General features: G+C 73.8%; 12 protein-coding genes. 7 read left to right on the top strand and 5 right to left on the bottom strand.

Annotation, left to right across the window (positions count from 1 at the left end):
* The first annotated feature begins 8 nt into the window (after positions 1–8).
* From pdhA to AB0K65_RS01610, 7 genes are all read left to right on the top strand, one after another.
* On the top strand, positions 9–1169 hold the full coding sequence (gene pdhA / locus AB0K65_RS01640) for a pyruvate dehydrogenase (acetyl-transferring) E1 component subunit alpha (protein ID WP_365713636.1): 1161 nt from the start codon (positions 9–11) through the stop codon (positions 1167–1169).
* Positions 1169–2194, top strand: coding sequence for an alpha-ketoacid dehydrogenase subunit beta (locus tag AB0K65_RS01635; RefSeq protein WP_365713182.1), 1026 nt, complete (start codon positions 1169–1171; stop codon positions 2192–2194). The genes pdhA and AB0K65_RS01635 overlap by 1 nt, the downstream gene beginning before the upstream one ends.
* Positions 2194–3597 carry a dihydrolipoamide acetyltransferase family protein gene (locus tag AB0K65_RS01630; protein ID WP_365713180.1) on the top strand — a complete coding sequence of 468 codons (1404 nt, stop codon included), beginning with the start codon at positions 2194–2196 and terminating at the stop codon, positions 3595–3597. Before AB0K65_RS01635 ends, AB0K65_RS01630 begins: the two co-directional genes overlap by 1 nt.
* A 397-nt stretch (positions 3598–3994) precedes the next feature.
* A complete protein-coding gene (locus AB0K65_RS01625; protein WP_365713176.1) occupies positions 3995–4879 on the top strand; it encodes an NTP transferase domain-containing protein in 885 nt (294 codons plus the stop codon).
* Between the two features lie 419 nt (positions 4880–5298).
* Positions 5299–6777 (top strand): molybdopterin molybdotransferase MoeA, encoded by a 1479-nt coding sequence (locus AB0K65_RS01620; protein WP_365713173.1) that lies wholly within the window; start codon positions 5299–5301, stop codon positions 6775–6777.
* A gap of 20 nt (positions 6778–6797) precedes the next feature.
* The gene (locus tag AB0K65_RS01615; protein ID WP_365713634.1) at positions 6798–7856 is read left to right on the top strand and encodes a potassium channel family protein; all 1059 of its coding nucleotides are present in this window, start codon (positions 6798–6800) and stop codon (positions 7854–7856) included.
* 10 nt (positions 7857–7866) lie between these two features.
* Positions 7867–8850: an NAD(P)H-quinone oxidoreductase gene (locus AB0K65_RS01610; protein WP_365713171.1), complete on the top strand. Its 984-nt coding sequence runs from the start codon at positions 7867–7869 to the stop codon at positions 8848–8850.
* An 88-nt stretch (positions 8851–8938) separates the two neighbouring features.
* On the opposite strand, the gene AB0K65_RS01605 is transcribed toward AB0K65_RS01610, so the two are convergent.
* The 5 genes from AB0K65_RS01605 to AB0K65_RS01585 form a co-directional block, all read right to left on the bottom strand.
* Positions 8939–9484, bottom strand: a complete 546-nt coding sequence (locus tag AB0K65_RS01605) for a bacterial proteasome activator family protein (RefSeq protein ID WP_365713169.1) — start codon at positions 9482–9484, stop codon at positions 8939–8941.
* Between the two features lie 111 nt (positions 9485–9595).
* On the bottom strand, positions 9596–12457 hold the full coding sequence (locus AB0K65_RS01600; RefSeq protein ID WP_365713167.1) for an ABC transporter permease: 2862 nt from the start codon (positions 12455–12457) through the stop codon (positions 9596–9598).
* Positions 12454–13224 carry an ABC transporter ATP-binding protein gene (locus AB0K65_RS01595; protein ID WP_365713165.1) on the bottom strand — a complete coding sequence of 257 codons (771 nt, stop codon included), beginning with the start codon at positions 13222–13224 and terminating at the stop codon, positions 12454–12456. Before AB0K65_RS01595 ends, AB0K65_RS01600 begins: the two co-directional genes overlap by 4 nt.
* 238 nt (positions 13225–13462) lie before the next feature.
* Entirely contained in the window at positions 13463–14089 is a 627-nt protein-coding gene (locus tag AB0K65_RS01590) for a PadR family transcriptional regulator (protein WP_365713163.1), read from the bottom strand.
* 85 nt (positions 14090–14174) lie between these two features.
* Positions 14175–14396 (bottom strand): hypothetical protein, encoded by a 222-nt coding sequence (locus AB0K65_RS01585; protein ID WP_365713161.1) that lies wholly within the window; start codon positions 14394–14396, stop codon positions 14175–14177.
* Positions 14397–14843 lie beyond the last annotated feature (447 nt).

Below are 14843 nucleotides of genomic sequence, written 5' to 3'. Positions count from 1 at the left end.
ACGAGGAGGTGGACTCGTTGCAACAGCGCAGTTCGACAGTCCAAGAGCCCCCCGCTGCCGCCCCGGTCTACCGGCCCACCCCGCCTCCGGCGTGGAAGCCGCGCACGGACCCCGCCCCGCTGCTGCCCGACGCCGAGCCCTTCCGGGTCCTCGGCACGGACGCCGTGGCCGACGCCGACCCCGAGCTGCTGCGGCGGCTCTACGCGGAGCTGGTGCGCGGCCGGCGCTACAACGCCCAGGCCACCGCCCTCACGAAGCAGGGACGGCTCGCGGTCTACCCGTCGACCACCGGCCAGGAGGCCAGCGAGGTGGCCGCCGCGCTGGCGCTCGAGGACCGCGACTGGCTCTTCCCCTCGTACCGCGACACCCTGGCGGCCGTCGCCCGCGGTCTGGACCCCGTGCAGGCGCTGACGCTGCTGCGCGGCGACTGGCACACCGGGTACGACCCGCGGGAGTACCGGATCGCCCCGCTCTCCACCCCGCTCGCCACCCAGCTTCCGCATGCCGTCGGCCTGGCCCACGCCGCCCGCCTCAAGGGTGACGACGTGGTCGCGCTCGCCATGGTCGGCGACGGCGGCACCAGCGAGGGCGACTTCCACGAGGCGCTGAACTTCGCGGCCGTCTGGCAGGCCCCCGTGGTGTTCCTGGTGCAGAACAACGGCTTCGCGATCTCCGTACCGCTCGCCAAGCAGACCGCCGCGCCGTCCCTGGCCCACAAGGCCGTCGGATACGGCATGCCGGGCCGGCTCGTCGACGGCAACGACGCCGTCGCCGTCCACCAGGTGCTCACCGAGGCCGTGGCGCGCGCCCGCAGGGGCGGCGGACCGACCCTGGTCGAGGCCGTCACCTACCGCATCGACGCCCACACCAACGCCGACGACGCCACCCGCTACCGCGGCGACGGCGAGGTCGAGGCGTGGCGGGCCCACGACCCGATCCGGATCCTGGAGCAGGAGCTGACGGAGCGCGGGCTGCTCGACGAGGACGGCAAGCGTGCGGCGGCCGAGGCCGCCGAGACGATGGCCGCCGCCCTGCGCGAGCGGATGAACGCCGACCCGGTGCTGGAACCGATGGACCTGTTCGCGCACGTCTACGCCGAGCAGACGACGCAACTGCGCGAGCAGGCGGCTCAGCTGCGCGCCGAACTCGACGCCGAGAGCGAGGCGTGATGACCACCGCGCAGAAGACGGCGGACCGGGCCGCGGCCAAGCCCGCCACCATGGCGCAGGCCCTGCAGCGGGCCATGCGCGACGCGATGGCCGAGGACCCGACGGTCCACGTGCTCGGAGAGGACGTCGGCACCCTCGGCGGCGTCTTCCGGGTCACCGACGGGCTCGCCAAGGAGTTCGGCGAGGACCGCTGCACGGACACCCCCCTGGCCGAGGCGGGCATCCTCGGCACGGCGGTCGGCATGGCGATGTACGGTCTGCGGCCGGTCGTCGAGATGCAGTTCGACGCCTTCGCCTACCCCGCGTTCGAGCAGCTGATCAGCCACGTCTCGCGGATGCGGAACCGCACCCGCGGGGCGCTCCCGATGCCCTTGGTGGTCCGGGTGCCCTACGGCGGCGGCATCGGCGGCGTCGAGCACCACAGCGACTCCTCCGAGGCCTACTACATGGCGACCCCGGGGCTCCACGTCGTCACCCCGGCCACGGTCGAGGACGCCTACGGCCTGTTGCGGGCGGCCATCGCCTCCGACGACCCCGTGGTCTTCCTGGAGCCGAAGCGGCTCTACTGGTCGAAGTCCGACTGGTCGCCCGAGGCGCCGAAGGCGGTGGAGCCGATCGGCAAGGCGGTGGTGCGGCGCAGCGGCCGCAGCGCCACGCTGATCACGTACGGGCCTTCCGTGCCGGTCTGTCTGGAGGCGGCGGAGGCCGCGCGTGCCGAGGGCTGGGACCTGGAGGTGGTCGATCTGCGCTCGCTGGTGCCGTTCGACGACGAGACGGTCTGCGCGTCCGTGCGGCGCACCGGCCGCGCGGTCGTGGTGCACGAGTCGACCGGGTTCGGCGGGCCGGGCGGGGAGATCGCGGCGCGGGTGACCGAGCGCTGCTTCCACCACCTGGAGGCGCCGGTGCTGCGCGTCGCCGGATTCGACATCCCCTATCCGCCGCCGATGCTGGAGCGGCACCACCTGCCGGGCGTGGACCGCGTCCTCGACGCGGTGGCGCGGCTGCAGTGGGAGGCGGGGAGCTGATGGCCCAGGTGCTCGAATTCAAGCTGCCGGACCTCGGCGAAGGCCTCACCGAGGCCGAGATCGTGCGCTGGCTGGTGAACGTCGGCGACGTCGTCGCCATCGACCAGCCCGTCGTCGAGGTCGAGACCGCCAAGGCGATGGTGGAGGTGCCCTGTCCTTACGGGGGTGTGGTGACGGCCCGGTTCGGTGACGAGGGAACCGAGCTTCCCGTCGGCGCTCCCCTGCTGACCGTCGCGGTCGGTGGCACGGAGACCGGGGCGGGGACGGTCGAAGCGTCGGCCGGCGCGGCCGCCGGGGCGACCGGGTCCGCGGGCACCGCCGCGGACGCCGAGTCCTCGGAGTACTCCGGCAACGTGCTCGTCGGGTACGGCACGGCCGGCCCCGCGGCCCGCCGCCGCCGGGTCCGCCAGGCGAGCCCCGCCGTGGCCCCCGTAGCCACACCCGCGGCGCCTGCCGCCACACCCGCCGCCACGTCCTCGGCGCCCGCCGCCACGCCCGCGGCCCCCGCGAACGGTGCCCACGACGGGCCCGTACCGGTCATCTCGCCGCTCGTGCGCAAGCTGGCCCGGGAGCGGGGACTGGACCTGCGGGAGGTGCGCGGGTCGGGACCGGAGGGGCTCATCCTGCGCGCCGACGTCGAGCAGGCCCTGGCCGCCGCGGCGACCCCCGTGCCGGCCCCTGCGGCCGCACCCGCCTCTGTCGCCTCCGCGGCGCAGGGCGAGCGGATTCCGCTGCGCGGGGTCCGGGGGGCCGTGGCCGACAAGCTGTCGCGCAGCCGGACGGAGATCCCGGACGCGACGTGCTGGGTCGACGCCGACGCGACCGAGCTCCTGGCCGCCAGGGCCGCGATGAACGCTGCCGGCGGCCCGAAGATCTCGCTCCTCGCGCTGCTGGCCCGCATCTGCACCCACGCGCTGGCCCGCTTCCCCGAGCTCAACTCCACGGTGGACACGGCCGCCCGGGAGATCGTCCGGCTTCCGTCCGTGCACCTCGGGTTCGCGGCACAGACCGAACGCGGCCTGGTCGTCCCGGTCGTCCGGGACGCCGGTACGCGCACGGCGGAGTCCCTGACGGCGGAGTTCGCGCGGCTGACCGAGGCGGCCCGGCAGGGGACGCTGACCCCGGCCGACCTGACCGGCGGGACCTTCACGCTGAACAACTACGGGGTGTTCGGTGTCGACGGCTCCACGCCGATCGTCAACCACCCCGAGGCGGCGATGCTCGGCGTCGGCCGGATCATCCCGAAGCCCTGGGTCCACCGGGGCGAGCTCGCCGTACGGCAGGTCGTCCAGCTGTCGTTCACGTTCGACCACCGGGTGTGCGACGGCGGCACGGCGGGCGGCTTCCTCCGCTACGTCGCGGACTGCGTGGAACAGCCGGCGGTGCTGCTCCGCACCGTCTGACCACGGCCGGGGAGCGGGCGAGGACGGCCCGCCCCCGGACGGTGACCGTCGACAGGGCGGCGGCGCCCGCCCCCGGACGGTGACCGTCGACAGGGCGGCGGCGCCCGCCCCCGGACGGTGACCGTCGACAGGGCGGCGGCGCCCGCCCCCGTGCGCGTCCTCAGGGCGGCGGCGCCCGCCCCATGCGCCCTCAGGGCGGCGGCACGCGCCCCCGTGTGCGTCCTCAGGGGTCGTTGGCGCGTCCGGGCCCGCTCCCGGGCGCGCGTCCGGGCCCGCCGAAGCCCTCGAACCGGCCCGTGCCCTTGGCCGGGCCCCCGGCAGGCGCGGGATGTCTCCGTCCGTGAGACGTCGCCGATCTTCCGGGTACATCCCGCCGGGCGCGGCCCATACTGCTGGGATGACGACCGCGTATGACGCCATCGTGCTGGCCGGAGGGGCCGCCAGGCGGCTCGGCGGGGTGGACAAACCCCAGGTGAGGGTCGGTGGGCGGGCGCTGCTCGACCGGGTTCTCGGCGGTTGCCGGGAAGCCGCCAGGACGGTCGTCGTCGGGGACCGGCGTCAGACCGTGCGGCCCGTGGAGTGGACCCGCGAGGAGCCGCCCGGCGGGGGACCCCTGGCCGCGCTCGACGCCGGAGTCCGGCGGGTGACGGCCGAGCGGGTGCTCGTCCTCGCCGCTGACCTGCCCTTTCTCGACGAGACGACCGGTCGCCGTCTCCTGGACAGCCTGACCGAGACCTCCGGCCCGCCCGACGCGCCCCCTGCCGAGGTCGCGCTGCTGGTCGACGGCGAAGGCCGCGACCAGCCGCTGGTCGCCGCCTACCGCACCGAGGCGCTGAGGCGTGAGCTGTCTCTCATCGCCGCCGAACACGGCATCCTCAGCGGCCTTCCCGTGCGTCTGCTCACCGGAAGGCTCCGCACCACCCGGGTCACCGCGGAGCCCCTGGCCTCCTTCGACTGCGACACCTGGGAGGACATCGCCACGGCCCGGGCCCGTATCAGGGAGCATGGGAACGTGCTGGACGAATGGATCACCGCAGTCAAGAACGAGTTGGGCATCGAGATCGACGTCGACACCGGCGTCCTGCTCGACCTGGCTCGTGACGCCGCCCACGGAGTCGCCCGCCCCGCCGCGCCGCTGACCACGTTCCTGGTCGGCTACGCGGCGGCCCAGGCGGCCGCCGGTGGCGAGACCGCCCCGGAGGCGGTCGCCGAGGCCGCCCGCAAGGCCGCGGCGCTCGCGAACCGGTGGGCCGCGGAGACGGAGCAGGGCACCGCAGGATGACACCGCAGGAGCGCGGGACCGACACCCGCCCGCAAGCCGTCGCCGCCACGCGTGCCACCGTCGGCGTCGACCCCCGCCCCGGCGCGCGGGCCGGGACCGGCCCCGAGGCCGCCCCTGACACGGCTCCCGGCCCTCATACCGCCCCCGGCCGTCCAACCGGCTCCGGGACCGAGCCCGGATCCGTCCCCGGCACCACCCCCGAGCCCGGAGCGGGGCCAGGGGCCCCCTCCAAGGCCACGACCCGCTCCGCTCCCTTGTCCGGCCTCGACCCTCTGTCCGGATTCGCCCCCGAGACCGGGACCACCTCCGGAGCCGAGCCCGGCACCGGCCCCGGTACCGCCCCCGAGCCCGGATCCGCCCCCGGCGCCGAAACCGACCCTCGTACCGGCACCGCCCCCCGGACCGAAACCGCCGCCCCCTTGACCCGCTCCGGTCTTCGGGCGGCGGCCGCTTCCGAGCCGCGGCCCCGCGACGGGTCCGGCCCCCAGCCCGCCTCCCATGCCCCCGAGAGCGACGGCGACAGCGACGGCGACGGCGACGGCGACGGTGTCGAGGACGCGCTCGCCCTCCTCGGGCGGCCCCGCACCGCCGAGGCGCGCCCGGAGCAGGCCCATCGAGCCACCTCGTGGCCCGCCGCGCGGACCGTCGCTCTCCGGGCGGGAGCGGAGGCGGGGGCGCATCGCGAGCCACGCGCCGTCCCGCTCGGGCAGGCGCTCGGCCGGGCCCTGGCCGAACCGCTGCGCGCGCTCACCGACCTGCCGCCCTTCGACACCTCCGCGATGGACGGCTGGGCGGTCGCCGGCCCCGGACCCTGGGAGATCCGCGAGGCGGAGTCCGTCCTCGCCGGAGACGCCCCCGCCGCCGCGCTCGCCGACGGCACGGCGGTACGGATCGCCACCGGCGCCCGGATCCCGGCCGAGACGACGGCGGTCATCCGCAGCGAGCACTCCCGCACCGACACCGGCGGTCATCTGCACGCCCGGCATCGGGTGATCCACGGCCAGGACATCCGTCCCCGGGGTCAGGAATGCCGCTCCGGCGACGACCTGCTGCCCGCCGGCACCCCGATCACCCCCGCGGTGCTCGGCCTCGCCGCGGCCGCCGGATACGACGCGCTGAAGACCGTGCCCCCGCCCCGGGTGGAGATCCTGGTCCTGGGAGACGAGCTGCTCACCGCGGGCCTCCCCCACGACGGCCTGATCCGCGACGCCCTCGGTCCGATGATCGGCCCGTGGCTGAGCGCGCTCGGCGCCGAGGTCCTCGCCACCCGCCGGATCGGCGACGACGCCGAGGCGCTGTACGCGGCGGTCAGCGGGTCCGAAGCCGATCTGGTGATCACCACCGGCGGTACGGCGGCAGGCCCCGTCGACCATGTCCACCCCGTCCTCGCCCGCGCGGGCGCCACCCTGCTCGTGGACGGCGTGAAGGTCCGCCCCGGCCACCCGATGCTCCTCGCCCGCCTCGACGCCCCCGAAGCCCGGGGAGCCGAGGGCCACGGCAGGCCCCAGGGTCACGGCAGGCCCGAGCGCCCCGGCAGGTATCTGGTCGGCCTGCCCGGCAACCCGCTCGCCGCCGTCTCCGGGCTCCTCACCCTCGCGGAGCCGCTGCTGCGTGCGTTGGGGGGTGCCCCGGCGCCCGCGCCGTACCGGGCGCCGGTACGCGACGAGGTGCACGGTCATCCGCACGACACCCGGCTCGTCCCGGTCGTCCACCGTGGTGAGCGGGCCGTACCCCTGCACTACAACGGTCCGGCGATGCTCCGGGGCATCGCGGCCGCGGACGGTATGGCCGTAGTGCCGCCCGGCGGCGCGAAGCCCGGAGACGTCCTGGAGATTCTCGACCTCCCCTGGCCCGTGGCGCCGGCCGCAGGAGCGTCCCAAGGAGTGTGTTTCACGTGAAACTTCCCAGTCGGGACATCATGGCCCGCCATGTCGACGAGAAGGTGGCCCCCTCTCGGGTCCACATGCCCCGACCGGTCGTCGAGAGGCCGCTGCGCCAGGTGGGCAAGCGGCTGCTGATGGCGCTGGCGGTCCTCCTCGTGACGGTCCTGATCGTCTATCTCGACCGGGACGGGTATCACGACAACGCCAATGAGACGGTCTCTTTCCTCGACTGCTTCTACTACGCGACCGTGACGCTCTCGACCACCGGATACGGCGACATCGTCCCGTACAGCGACTCGGCGCGGCTCGTCAACATCCTGCTGGTCACGCCCCTGCGCGTGCTTTTCCTGATCATTCTGGTCGGCACCACTCTCGAGGTCCTCACCGAACGGACCCGGGAGGAGTGGCGGCTGAACCGCTGGAGGTCCACCTTGCGTGACCACACCGTCGTCGTCGGCTTCGGTACGAAGGGACGATCCGCGATCCAGACGCTCTGTGCGACCGGACTGCGCAAGGAGCAGATCGTCATCGTCGACCCCTCGGGCAAGGTGATCGAGACGGCGAACGCGGACGGCTTCGTCGGTGTCGTCGGCGACGCGACCCGCAGCGATGTGCTGGTCCGCGCCGAGGTGCAGAGGGCCCGTCAGATCGTCATCGCCACGCAGCGCGACGACACCGCCGTGCTGGTCACCCTCACGGCCCGGCAGCTCAACCGGGGCGCCAAGATCGTCGCGGCGGTACGGGAAGAGGAGAACGCGCCGCTGCTACGCCAGTCCGGCGCGGACGCCGTCATCACCAGTGCCAGTGCGGCGGGCCGCCTGCTGGGGCTTTCCGTGCTCAGCCCCAGCGCGGGCACGGTGATGGAGGACCTCATCCAGCAGGGTTCCGGCCTCGACCTGATCGAACGGCCGGTGATAAAGGCCGAGGTGGGCAAGAACGTCCGCGAGACCGAGGACCTGGTGGTCAGCGTGCTGCGCGGACACCGGCTGCTCAGTTACGACGACCCGGCCGCCAGTCCCCTGCAGTTGACGGACCGTGTGATCACGATCGTGCGCGCGGCGGCCGTCACGCCGTTGTCGACGCCGCCGGAGTAGCCTCGCCGCCATGCATGCGATCACGATTCCGGAACCCGGTGGTCCCGAGGCCCTGGTGTGGGCCGAGGTGCCCGATCCCGTGCCCGCCCAGGGCGAGGTCCTCGTCGAGGTGGTGGCGAGCGCCGTCAACCGCGCCGATCTGCTCCAGCGACAGGGCTTCTACAACCCGCCGCCCGGTACCTCTCCGTATCCAGGTCTGGAGTGCTCCGGACGGATCGTCGAACTCGGTCCCGGGGTGTCCGGCTGGTCGGTCGGCGACGAGGTGTGCGCCCTGCTCGTCGGGGGCGGTTACGCGGAGAAGGTGGCGGTCCCCGCCGGCCAGCTGCTTCCCGTCCCGGAGGGGGTGGACCTGGTCACCGCCGCGGCGCTGCCCGAGGTCACCAGCACCGTCTGGTCGAACGTCTTCATGATCGCCCACTTGCGGCCCGGTGAGACGCTCCTCGTACACGGCGGTGCCAGCGGCATCGGCACGATGGCGATCCAGCTGGCCAAGGCGGTGGGCGCGCGGGTGGCGGTGACCGCCGGCGGGCCGGAGAAGCTGGCGCGCTGCGCCGAGCTGGGCGCGGACATCCTGATCGACTACCGCGAGCAGGACTTCGTCGACGAGTTGCGCAAGGCGACCGACGGGGCCGGTGCGGACGTCATCCTGGACATCGTCGGGGCGAAGTACCTGGACCGCAACGTCAAGGCCCTCGCGGTCAACGGGCGGCTCGCCATCATCGGCATGCAGGGCGGAGTGAAGGGCGAGCTGAACCTGGCCGCGCTGCTCGCCAAGCGGGGGGCGATCACGGCGACGACGTTGCGCGCCCGCCCGCTGCAGGAGAAGGCCGCCATCGTCTCCGCGGTGCGGGAGCACGTCTGGCCGTTGATCGGCGCGGGCACGGTCCGTCCGGTCGTCGACCGCACGCTGCCGCTGCGGGAAGCCGCCGAGGCTCACCGGGCGCTCGATTCCGGGACGCACGTGGGGAAGGTCCTGCTGCTCGCCCAGGGCTGACACCCGTCCTACGCCGAAGGGGCCCGGCACACACGCTCGTGTGCCGGGCCCCTTCGCGCGCTGTACGGGCGGAAGCTGAGGGCGCGCCCTAGAGATAGGGGCCGGAGCGGATCGCGTGGCCGTGGCCCTGGTCGTCGTCCTCGTCGTGCGAGGCGCCCGGCGGGAGCGCCCGCCGCATCTGCTCCAACTGGGCACGGGCCGCCATCTGCTGGGCGAAGAGTGCCGTCTGAATGCCGTGGAAAAGACCCTCCAGCCAGCCCACCAACTGGGCCTGAGCGATGCGCAGCTCCGCCTCGGAGGGGATCGCCTCGTCCGTGAACGGCAGGGAGAGACGCTCCAGTTCCTCGACCAGCTCGGGCGCGAGCCCGTCCTCCAGCTCCTTGACCGAGCTGGCGTGGATGTCCTTGAGCCTGACGCGGCTGGCCTCGTCGAGAGGCGCCGCCCGTACTTCCTCCAGGAGCTGCTTGATCATGCTGCCGATCCGCATGACCTTCGCAGGCTGTTCGACCATTTCCGTCACCGGGACCTCGCGGGATTCGTCGTCACCCTGAGTGCCGCCGAGAGCCATACCGTCCTGTCCCACGATGAGGACCTGGGGGCTCTCCTGCGACCGTTCATTCCTCGGCATCTCCATGCCGCCATTCTCTCGCACACATGCCTCACCACACGGTGTGCCCCTGGACGAGGGTGATCCACCCTCGTCCAGGGGCACGGCAAGGCAACGGAACGGGCCGGAACGGCCCGGTCAGGTCGCGGCGCGGCGGGCCAGGGCTCCGCGTGAACGGGTCACCAGGGCGGCCAGGACCGCGGCGCCCAGGGGGACCAGGACCAGCAGGGCGAGCAGCGTCGCCCACGGCATCACGATCGTGACCTGCGGAGGCGTCATCGCACCGCCCCAGCCCTCCGCGAGGGCCTGCTCGAAGAACCGCTCCCGCTGGCGCTGCTCGGTGAGACGCAGCCCGATCGCCGGCAGCACTCCGGCCATCGATCCGAGAATGACACCCATCGCCGCCACCACACCGCACTGGAATCCGCTGAGGCTGCGGCGGACGCGGGGCGGTGCGCCGACCGCGGCGAGGGTCTTGAGGTCCGCCTCGGCGTCGGCCTGCGCGAGACCGGTGGCGATTCCGGCCGCGCCGATGGTGACCAGGCCCGCGAAGACGGTCAGTGCCAGGAGCACGATGCTGGTGTCGCCGACGAAGCCCTCCTCCACGCGGAGGTCGACATCGCTGCCGATCTTGGCGAGCTCGCCGTCCAGCTTCTGCCGGGCCTCGGTGCCGGGCAGCGCGTCGGTGGAGAAGAACGAACCGAGCGCCACGGTGGAGAATCCCGCCGCCTTGGCCGCGGCCGGGGTGATGAGCCCCTGCAGGCCGTACGCCTCGTGGTCCCCGGTCACCAGGTGGGCGGGGAGGGTCTTGACCACACCGGGGAGCGGCTTGCCCTCCTGCTCGGCCCGGTCGGCCGCCTCCGCGTCGGCGACCAGCTTGACCGAGATCGTGCTGTCCGGTCCGACCTGCGCCCGGGAGAAGGTGACGATCTTGCCGTCGGCGAGCGCCTTCTCGGCGGCCGCGTCCTTGATGCCGAGTACCTTCAGGACGGAGGCCTCACCCACGAGCAGGCCGCCTTCGGCGCCGACGATCCCGCCGTTGCCGCTCTCCAGGCAGCGCCAGTCCTTGGCCAGCTTCTCGCGCTCGGCCCGGGTGAACTTGGACGCCGGGTCCTCGCCGTCGACACTCGGACCCCACAGCGGGCACTCGTTGGCCTTCGGGATGACGATGTCGAACCGGCCGCACCCCGGCTCGCCGCCGTAGGGCATGCAGGTGGGCTTGCCGACGTGGACGCGGGCGACGTCGGCGCGGGTGTCGATGGGGAAGAGACGCTGGACGGCGTCACGGACCGCCGGGACGTCCCGGCCGCCCTCCTCGACGACGAGCGCGGAGACCGCGCCGTACGGAAGCTGGGCCTGGTATTCGGCGCGGGCCTCGGCCTCGTCGCTCGCCGCGTAGGTGGAGACGGCGACGGTGCCGGCGACGGCGGCGAGCACGGCGGCGACGGCGGGGGCGGTACGGCCCCGGTTGCGCACAGCGTCCCGCAGGGCGAGTCGCGGCGACAACGGCAGCCAGCGGCCGACCCGCCCGAACAGCCCCACCAGAGCCGGGGTCAGGGCGACCACGCCCAGCTCGGCGATGGCGCTGCCACCCGCGACGATGACGAACTGGTCCGTGACGACCGAGCCGTACAGGGCGATGGCCCCGCCGAGGAGCACGGCGCCGAGGCCGACCATGGGCAGCACACGGCTGCTGCGGCGGACGCCCCGGCGGCCGGTGAGCGAGGCCAGGACGGTCTGCCGGGAGGCGGTGACGGCCGGGACGATCGCGGCCAGCAGGCCGGTGAGGACGGCCAGCAGGGCGATGCCGAGGAGTTCCAGCGGGCGGATGTCGAAGGCGCCGAACCGCTGGCCCATGTACTGCTCGAGAAGAGGCTGCAGGGCGAAGGTCAGGATCAGGGCCAGGACCGTGCCGACGACGGCCGCGGCGACGCCGATCACCAGGCCGCCGGCCAGGACGATGGCGCGGATGTGGCTCCGGGCGCCGCCGTTGGCTCCGACGAGGCCCAGCTGGCGGCGCGAGCGACGCGCGCCGACGGCGAAGGCGGGGCCGGCAAGCAGGCAGATCTCCAGCATCGCCAGGCCCACGACGGTGCCCAGGGCGGCGAGTTCGGCGGTCTGGGCGCCGACGCTCTGCTGGTAGTCACCCCAGCCGGCCATCTGGAGGAGCGGGACCTCGGAGTCGGCGGGCGGGTCCAGCAGGACCAGGCGCGAGATGACCGCCACACCCTTGGTGTTGACCTGCTGCACGGTGTTCCACGTGAAACCACCGGAGTGCTTCACCAGGTATGTGGTGGAGGACTGCGGCTTCGACAGGCCGGCGCTCTCGGCGGCCTTCGCGTACGGGGCGAGGAAGGCCCCGGGCAGGGCGTTGATCTGGTCGGTCTTCAGGCCGTTGGGCAGTTCGTAGGCGCCGACGATCCGGTACGGGCGGTCGTAGCCCCGCGCGGAGAGGGTGGAGCCGATCGACAGTCCGCTGGTCTCGAGGAAGTGTGTGGTGGCGGCGACCTCGTCGGACTTCTCGGGGAAGCGGCCCTCCTGGAGGCTCATGATGCCCCCGGCGACCGGGTCGGCGGCCTTCAGCTCACGGACCTCGGTCTGGAGCAGTCCGTGGACGGTGGTGAGCTTGGCGTTGCCGGTGGTGTCGGTCAGGACGGTGGCGCCGGCCGGGATGGTCTTGGTGACATCGGTCGGGCCGCTCGGCCAGACCGCGTCGCCGTAGTCCTTGGCCGGCGTGTGTATGTCCCCGTCAGGGGACTGGTAGATGGGCACGCCCGCGTACTGCGTGTCGGAGAAGCGGGCGTCGGCCGCGCCGATGCTGCGCTCCAGCTGTTCCTGGGGGGAGAGTTCGGAGCTGCGCAGCGTCAGGTCGGCGGCGCTGACGCCCAGGATGGGCAGGGCGATCATCGCGAGGACGAGGAAGCTGCGGCCCTTGAAGCGCCAGGCGTCGCGGCGGGCGATACGGATGGCGGCGCGCCAGGAATGGAACCAGTTGTTCACCGCTCGGCCGCCTGGCCGGACAGGAGCGAGTCGGCGTCGCTGCGGACGGTCTGGTCGACGACGGCACCGTCGCGCAGGAAGACGACCCGGTCGGCCCAGGCGGCGAACCGCGGTTCGTGGGTGACGAGGACGCCCGCGGCGCCGGCGTCGCAGCGCGAGCGGAGCAGGGCGAGGACGGATTCGCCGGTCTCGGAGTCCAGGGCTCCGGTGGGTTCGTCGGCCAGGACCAGGCGGCGGTCGCCGACGAGGGCGCGGGCGATGGCGACGCGCTGCTGCTGGCCGCCGGACATCTCGTCGGGGAAGCGGTCGGCGAGGTGGCCGAGCTCCATCTCCTCCAGGGCGGCGAGGGCCTCGGTGCGGGCCTTGCGGGCGGAGACGCCGTCCAGCTCCCGGGGCAGGGCCACGTTCTCGGCGGCGGTCAGGGCCGGGATGAGGTTGTAGTCCTGGAAGACGTAACCGATGCTGCGGCGGCGCAGGGCGGCCAGCGCCTTGCGGTCGGCGGTGGTGATGTCGGTGTCCTCGACGATCACCCGGCCGGAGGTCGGGGTGTCGAGCCCGCCCGCGATGGTGAGCAGCGTCGACTTGCCGGAGCCGGAGGGGCCCATGACGGCGACGAGTTCGCCGGGGTAGACGGCGAGGTCGATGCCGCGCAGGGCGTGCACCTCGGTGGCGCCCGAGCCGTGCACGCGGGTGAGGTTCTGGAGTTGCAGCACGGGCTTGTGTGGCTGTCGTGCCTGCTGTGGCTGATGGGACTGCGGTGTGGTCATGGAGGGGTCCCCCTAGGTCGTACGCGGGGTGGACGCCCGGATGACGGGCGCTGGGCGCGTACGGAGCGGTCGAAGAGGCGGTACGGAAGGTGGGGCCGCGGGCCGGCCCGGTGTGGTGCGGTCGGGGTGGCGGCGCGGCGGTGGGTGGAGCGGCGTCGGGCGTGGTCGGTGCGGCGGCCCCGCGGAACGGCGGCTTCCCGTGCGGGGAGGAGGCCTCTCCGGCGGGACCGGCCGGCGGTCAGCGCAGGGGTGCCGGGCGCACGTCCTCGGCGGACGTGACCGCCCCCGCGGGCGGTCCGGTCTCCTTGGCGGCGGTGGCCGTCGCCGAGAGACGGATCAGCCGGGCCTCGCAGTGGTCGAGCCAGCGGGCCTCGGCCTCCGTCTGGAAGATCAGCTGTTCCAGGACGAGCAGCCAGGCCACGTCGTCGCGCTCCCGGCTCTCCCCGCTCTCCAGGGCGGCGAGGGCCTGGGCCTTGAGCCGGGTGTAGTCCTGCATCGCCTTCACGGTGTGATGGCGCTGGGACTGGATGACGGCGCGGATGTCCACGCCGGGCGCGCCGACGGCCATGGCGAGCTTGATGGCCAGTTCGTCACGGGCGGGGCTCGTGCGGTCGACGGGCTTCTCGAACCAGGTCTTCAGCTCGGCCCGCCCGCCGTCGGTGATCCGGTAGAGGGCGTGGCCGGCCTCGTCCTCCCCGTCCTGAGCGACCATGCCGTCGCGTTCGAGACGGTTCAGGGTCGTATAGACCTGGCCCACGTTGAGCGGCCAGGTGGAGCCGGTGCGGGACTCGAACTCCGTACGGAGCTGTGAGCCGTACCGAGGACCCCGTTCGAGGAGGGCCAGAAGCCCGTGACGGATCGACATACTCAGTATGTATACCGAGTATGTCCACGCCGACAAGCGACCTCAGACGGAACCGTCGCATCCGTCTCAAGGGGGACCCGGACGCTCAGCGGCGCCGCATCCGGATGCCGAGGAAGCCGATCCCGAGGCCCATCAGGGCGAGGCCCGCGCCCAGGGTGAGGACGGGAATCTGCCGGTCAACGACGGTGGAGGTGGATTCCGTGCCCAGTCGGCGGGCGGCGGCGGGCAGGCTTTCGGGCGCCCCGGAAGGGAGCGTCGCCTCCGTCGCGGGTACCCCTTCGTGGTCCTGCGCCTCGTCTTCCGTCAAGGTCGAAGGATCGTCGGCTGTTGCCGTTTTGGTACGCGAGGGATCGGCCGACTCGCCGGGAGAGAGCGGCACCGGCACCGGGGACGCGGCGGGTCGGCCGGGGCGTTCACGACCCTGTCCGGCTGGGCGGCCGGCGAGCGAGGCGGACCTGCTGGGGGCCCCCGGCTCGGAGGGCCCGGGCGACACCGAGGGCGCGGCGGGTGCGGCGGGCGCTCCGGAGGCGCCGGGCGTGGCCGCCGTCCCCCGATCCGGGGCCGCCGTGGCCGGCCGCGAGGCCGTGGCCTTTCCGGCGGAGGGCCTGTCCGCACCCTTGCCGTGGACCTTGCCGGGCGTCCCCGGCTTGGGGGCCGGGGGAACTCCGGGGCGCTTGCCCACGCCCGCCGCCGATGACGCGGCGGGAGCCGAGGGGGCCGAAGGCGCGGGAGTGCCCGCCGGAGGCGGCTCCGC

It is taken from the genome of Streptomyces sp. NPDC053755 (genome assembly GCF_040677675.1).
GTDB lineage: Bacteria > Actinomycetota > Actinomycetes > Streptomycetales > Streptomycetaceae > Streptomyces.
Note: the sequence above shows the minus strand (reverse complement) of the source record. Positions and strands in the feature narration are given on the sequence as shown.

Excerpts from the sequence above, each read along its gene's own strand:
- AB0K65_RS01635 (WP_365713182.1), top strand. The coding sequence starts at position 1,169 with ATGACCACCGCGCAGAAGACGGCGGACCGGGCCGCGGCCAAGCCCGCC.
- AB0K65_RS01630 (WP_365713180.1), top strand. The coding sequence starts at position 2,194 with ATGGCCCAGGTGCTCGAATTCAAGCTGCCGGACCTCGGCGAAGGCCTC.
- AB0K65_RS01625 (WP_365713176.1), top strand. The coding sequence starts at position 3,995 with ATGACGACCGCGTATGACGCCATCGTGCTGGCCGGAGGGGCCGCCAGG.
- AB0K65_RS01615 (WP_365713634.1), top strand. The coding sequence starts at position 6,798 with ATGGCCCGCCATGTCGACGAGAAGGTGGCCCCCTCTCGGGTCCACATG.
- AB0K65_RS01610 (WP_365713171.1), top strand. The coding sequence starts at position 7,867 with ATGCATGCGATCACGATTCCGGAACCCGGTGGTCCCGAGGCCCTGGTG.
- AB0K65_RS01605 (WP_365713169.1), bottom strand. The coding sequence starts at position 9,484 with ATGGAGATGCCGAGGAATGAACGGTCGCAGGAGAGCCCCCAGGTCCTC.
- AB0K65_RS01595 (WP_365713165.1), bottom strand. The coding sequence starts at position 13,224 with ATGACCACACCGCAGTCCCATCAGCCACAGCAGGCACGACAGCCACAC.
- AB0K65_RS01590 (WP_365713163.1), bottom strand. The coding sequence starts at position 14,089 with ATGTCGATCCGTCACGGGCTTCTGGCCCTCCTCGAACGGGGTCCTCGG.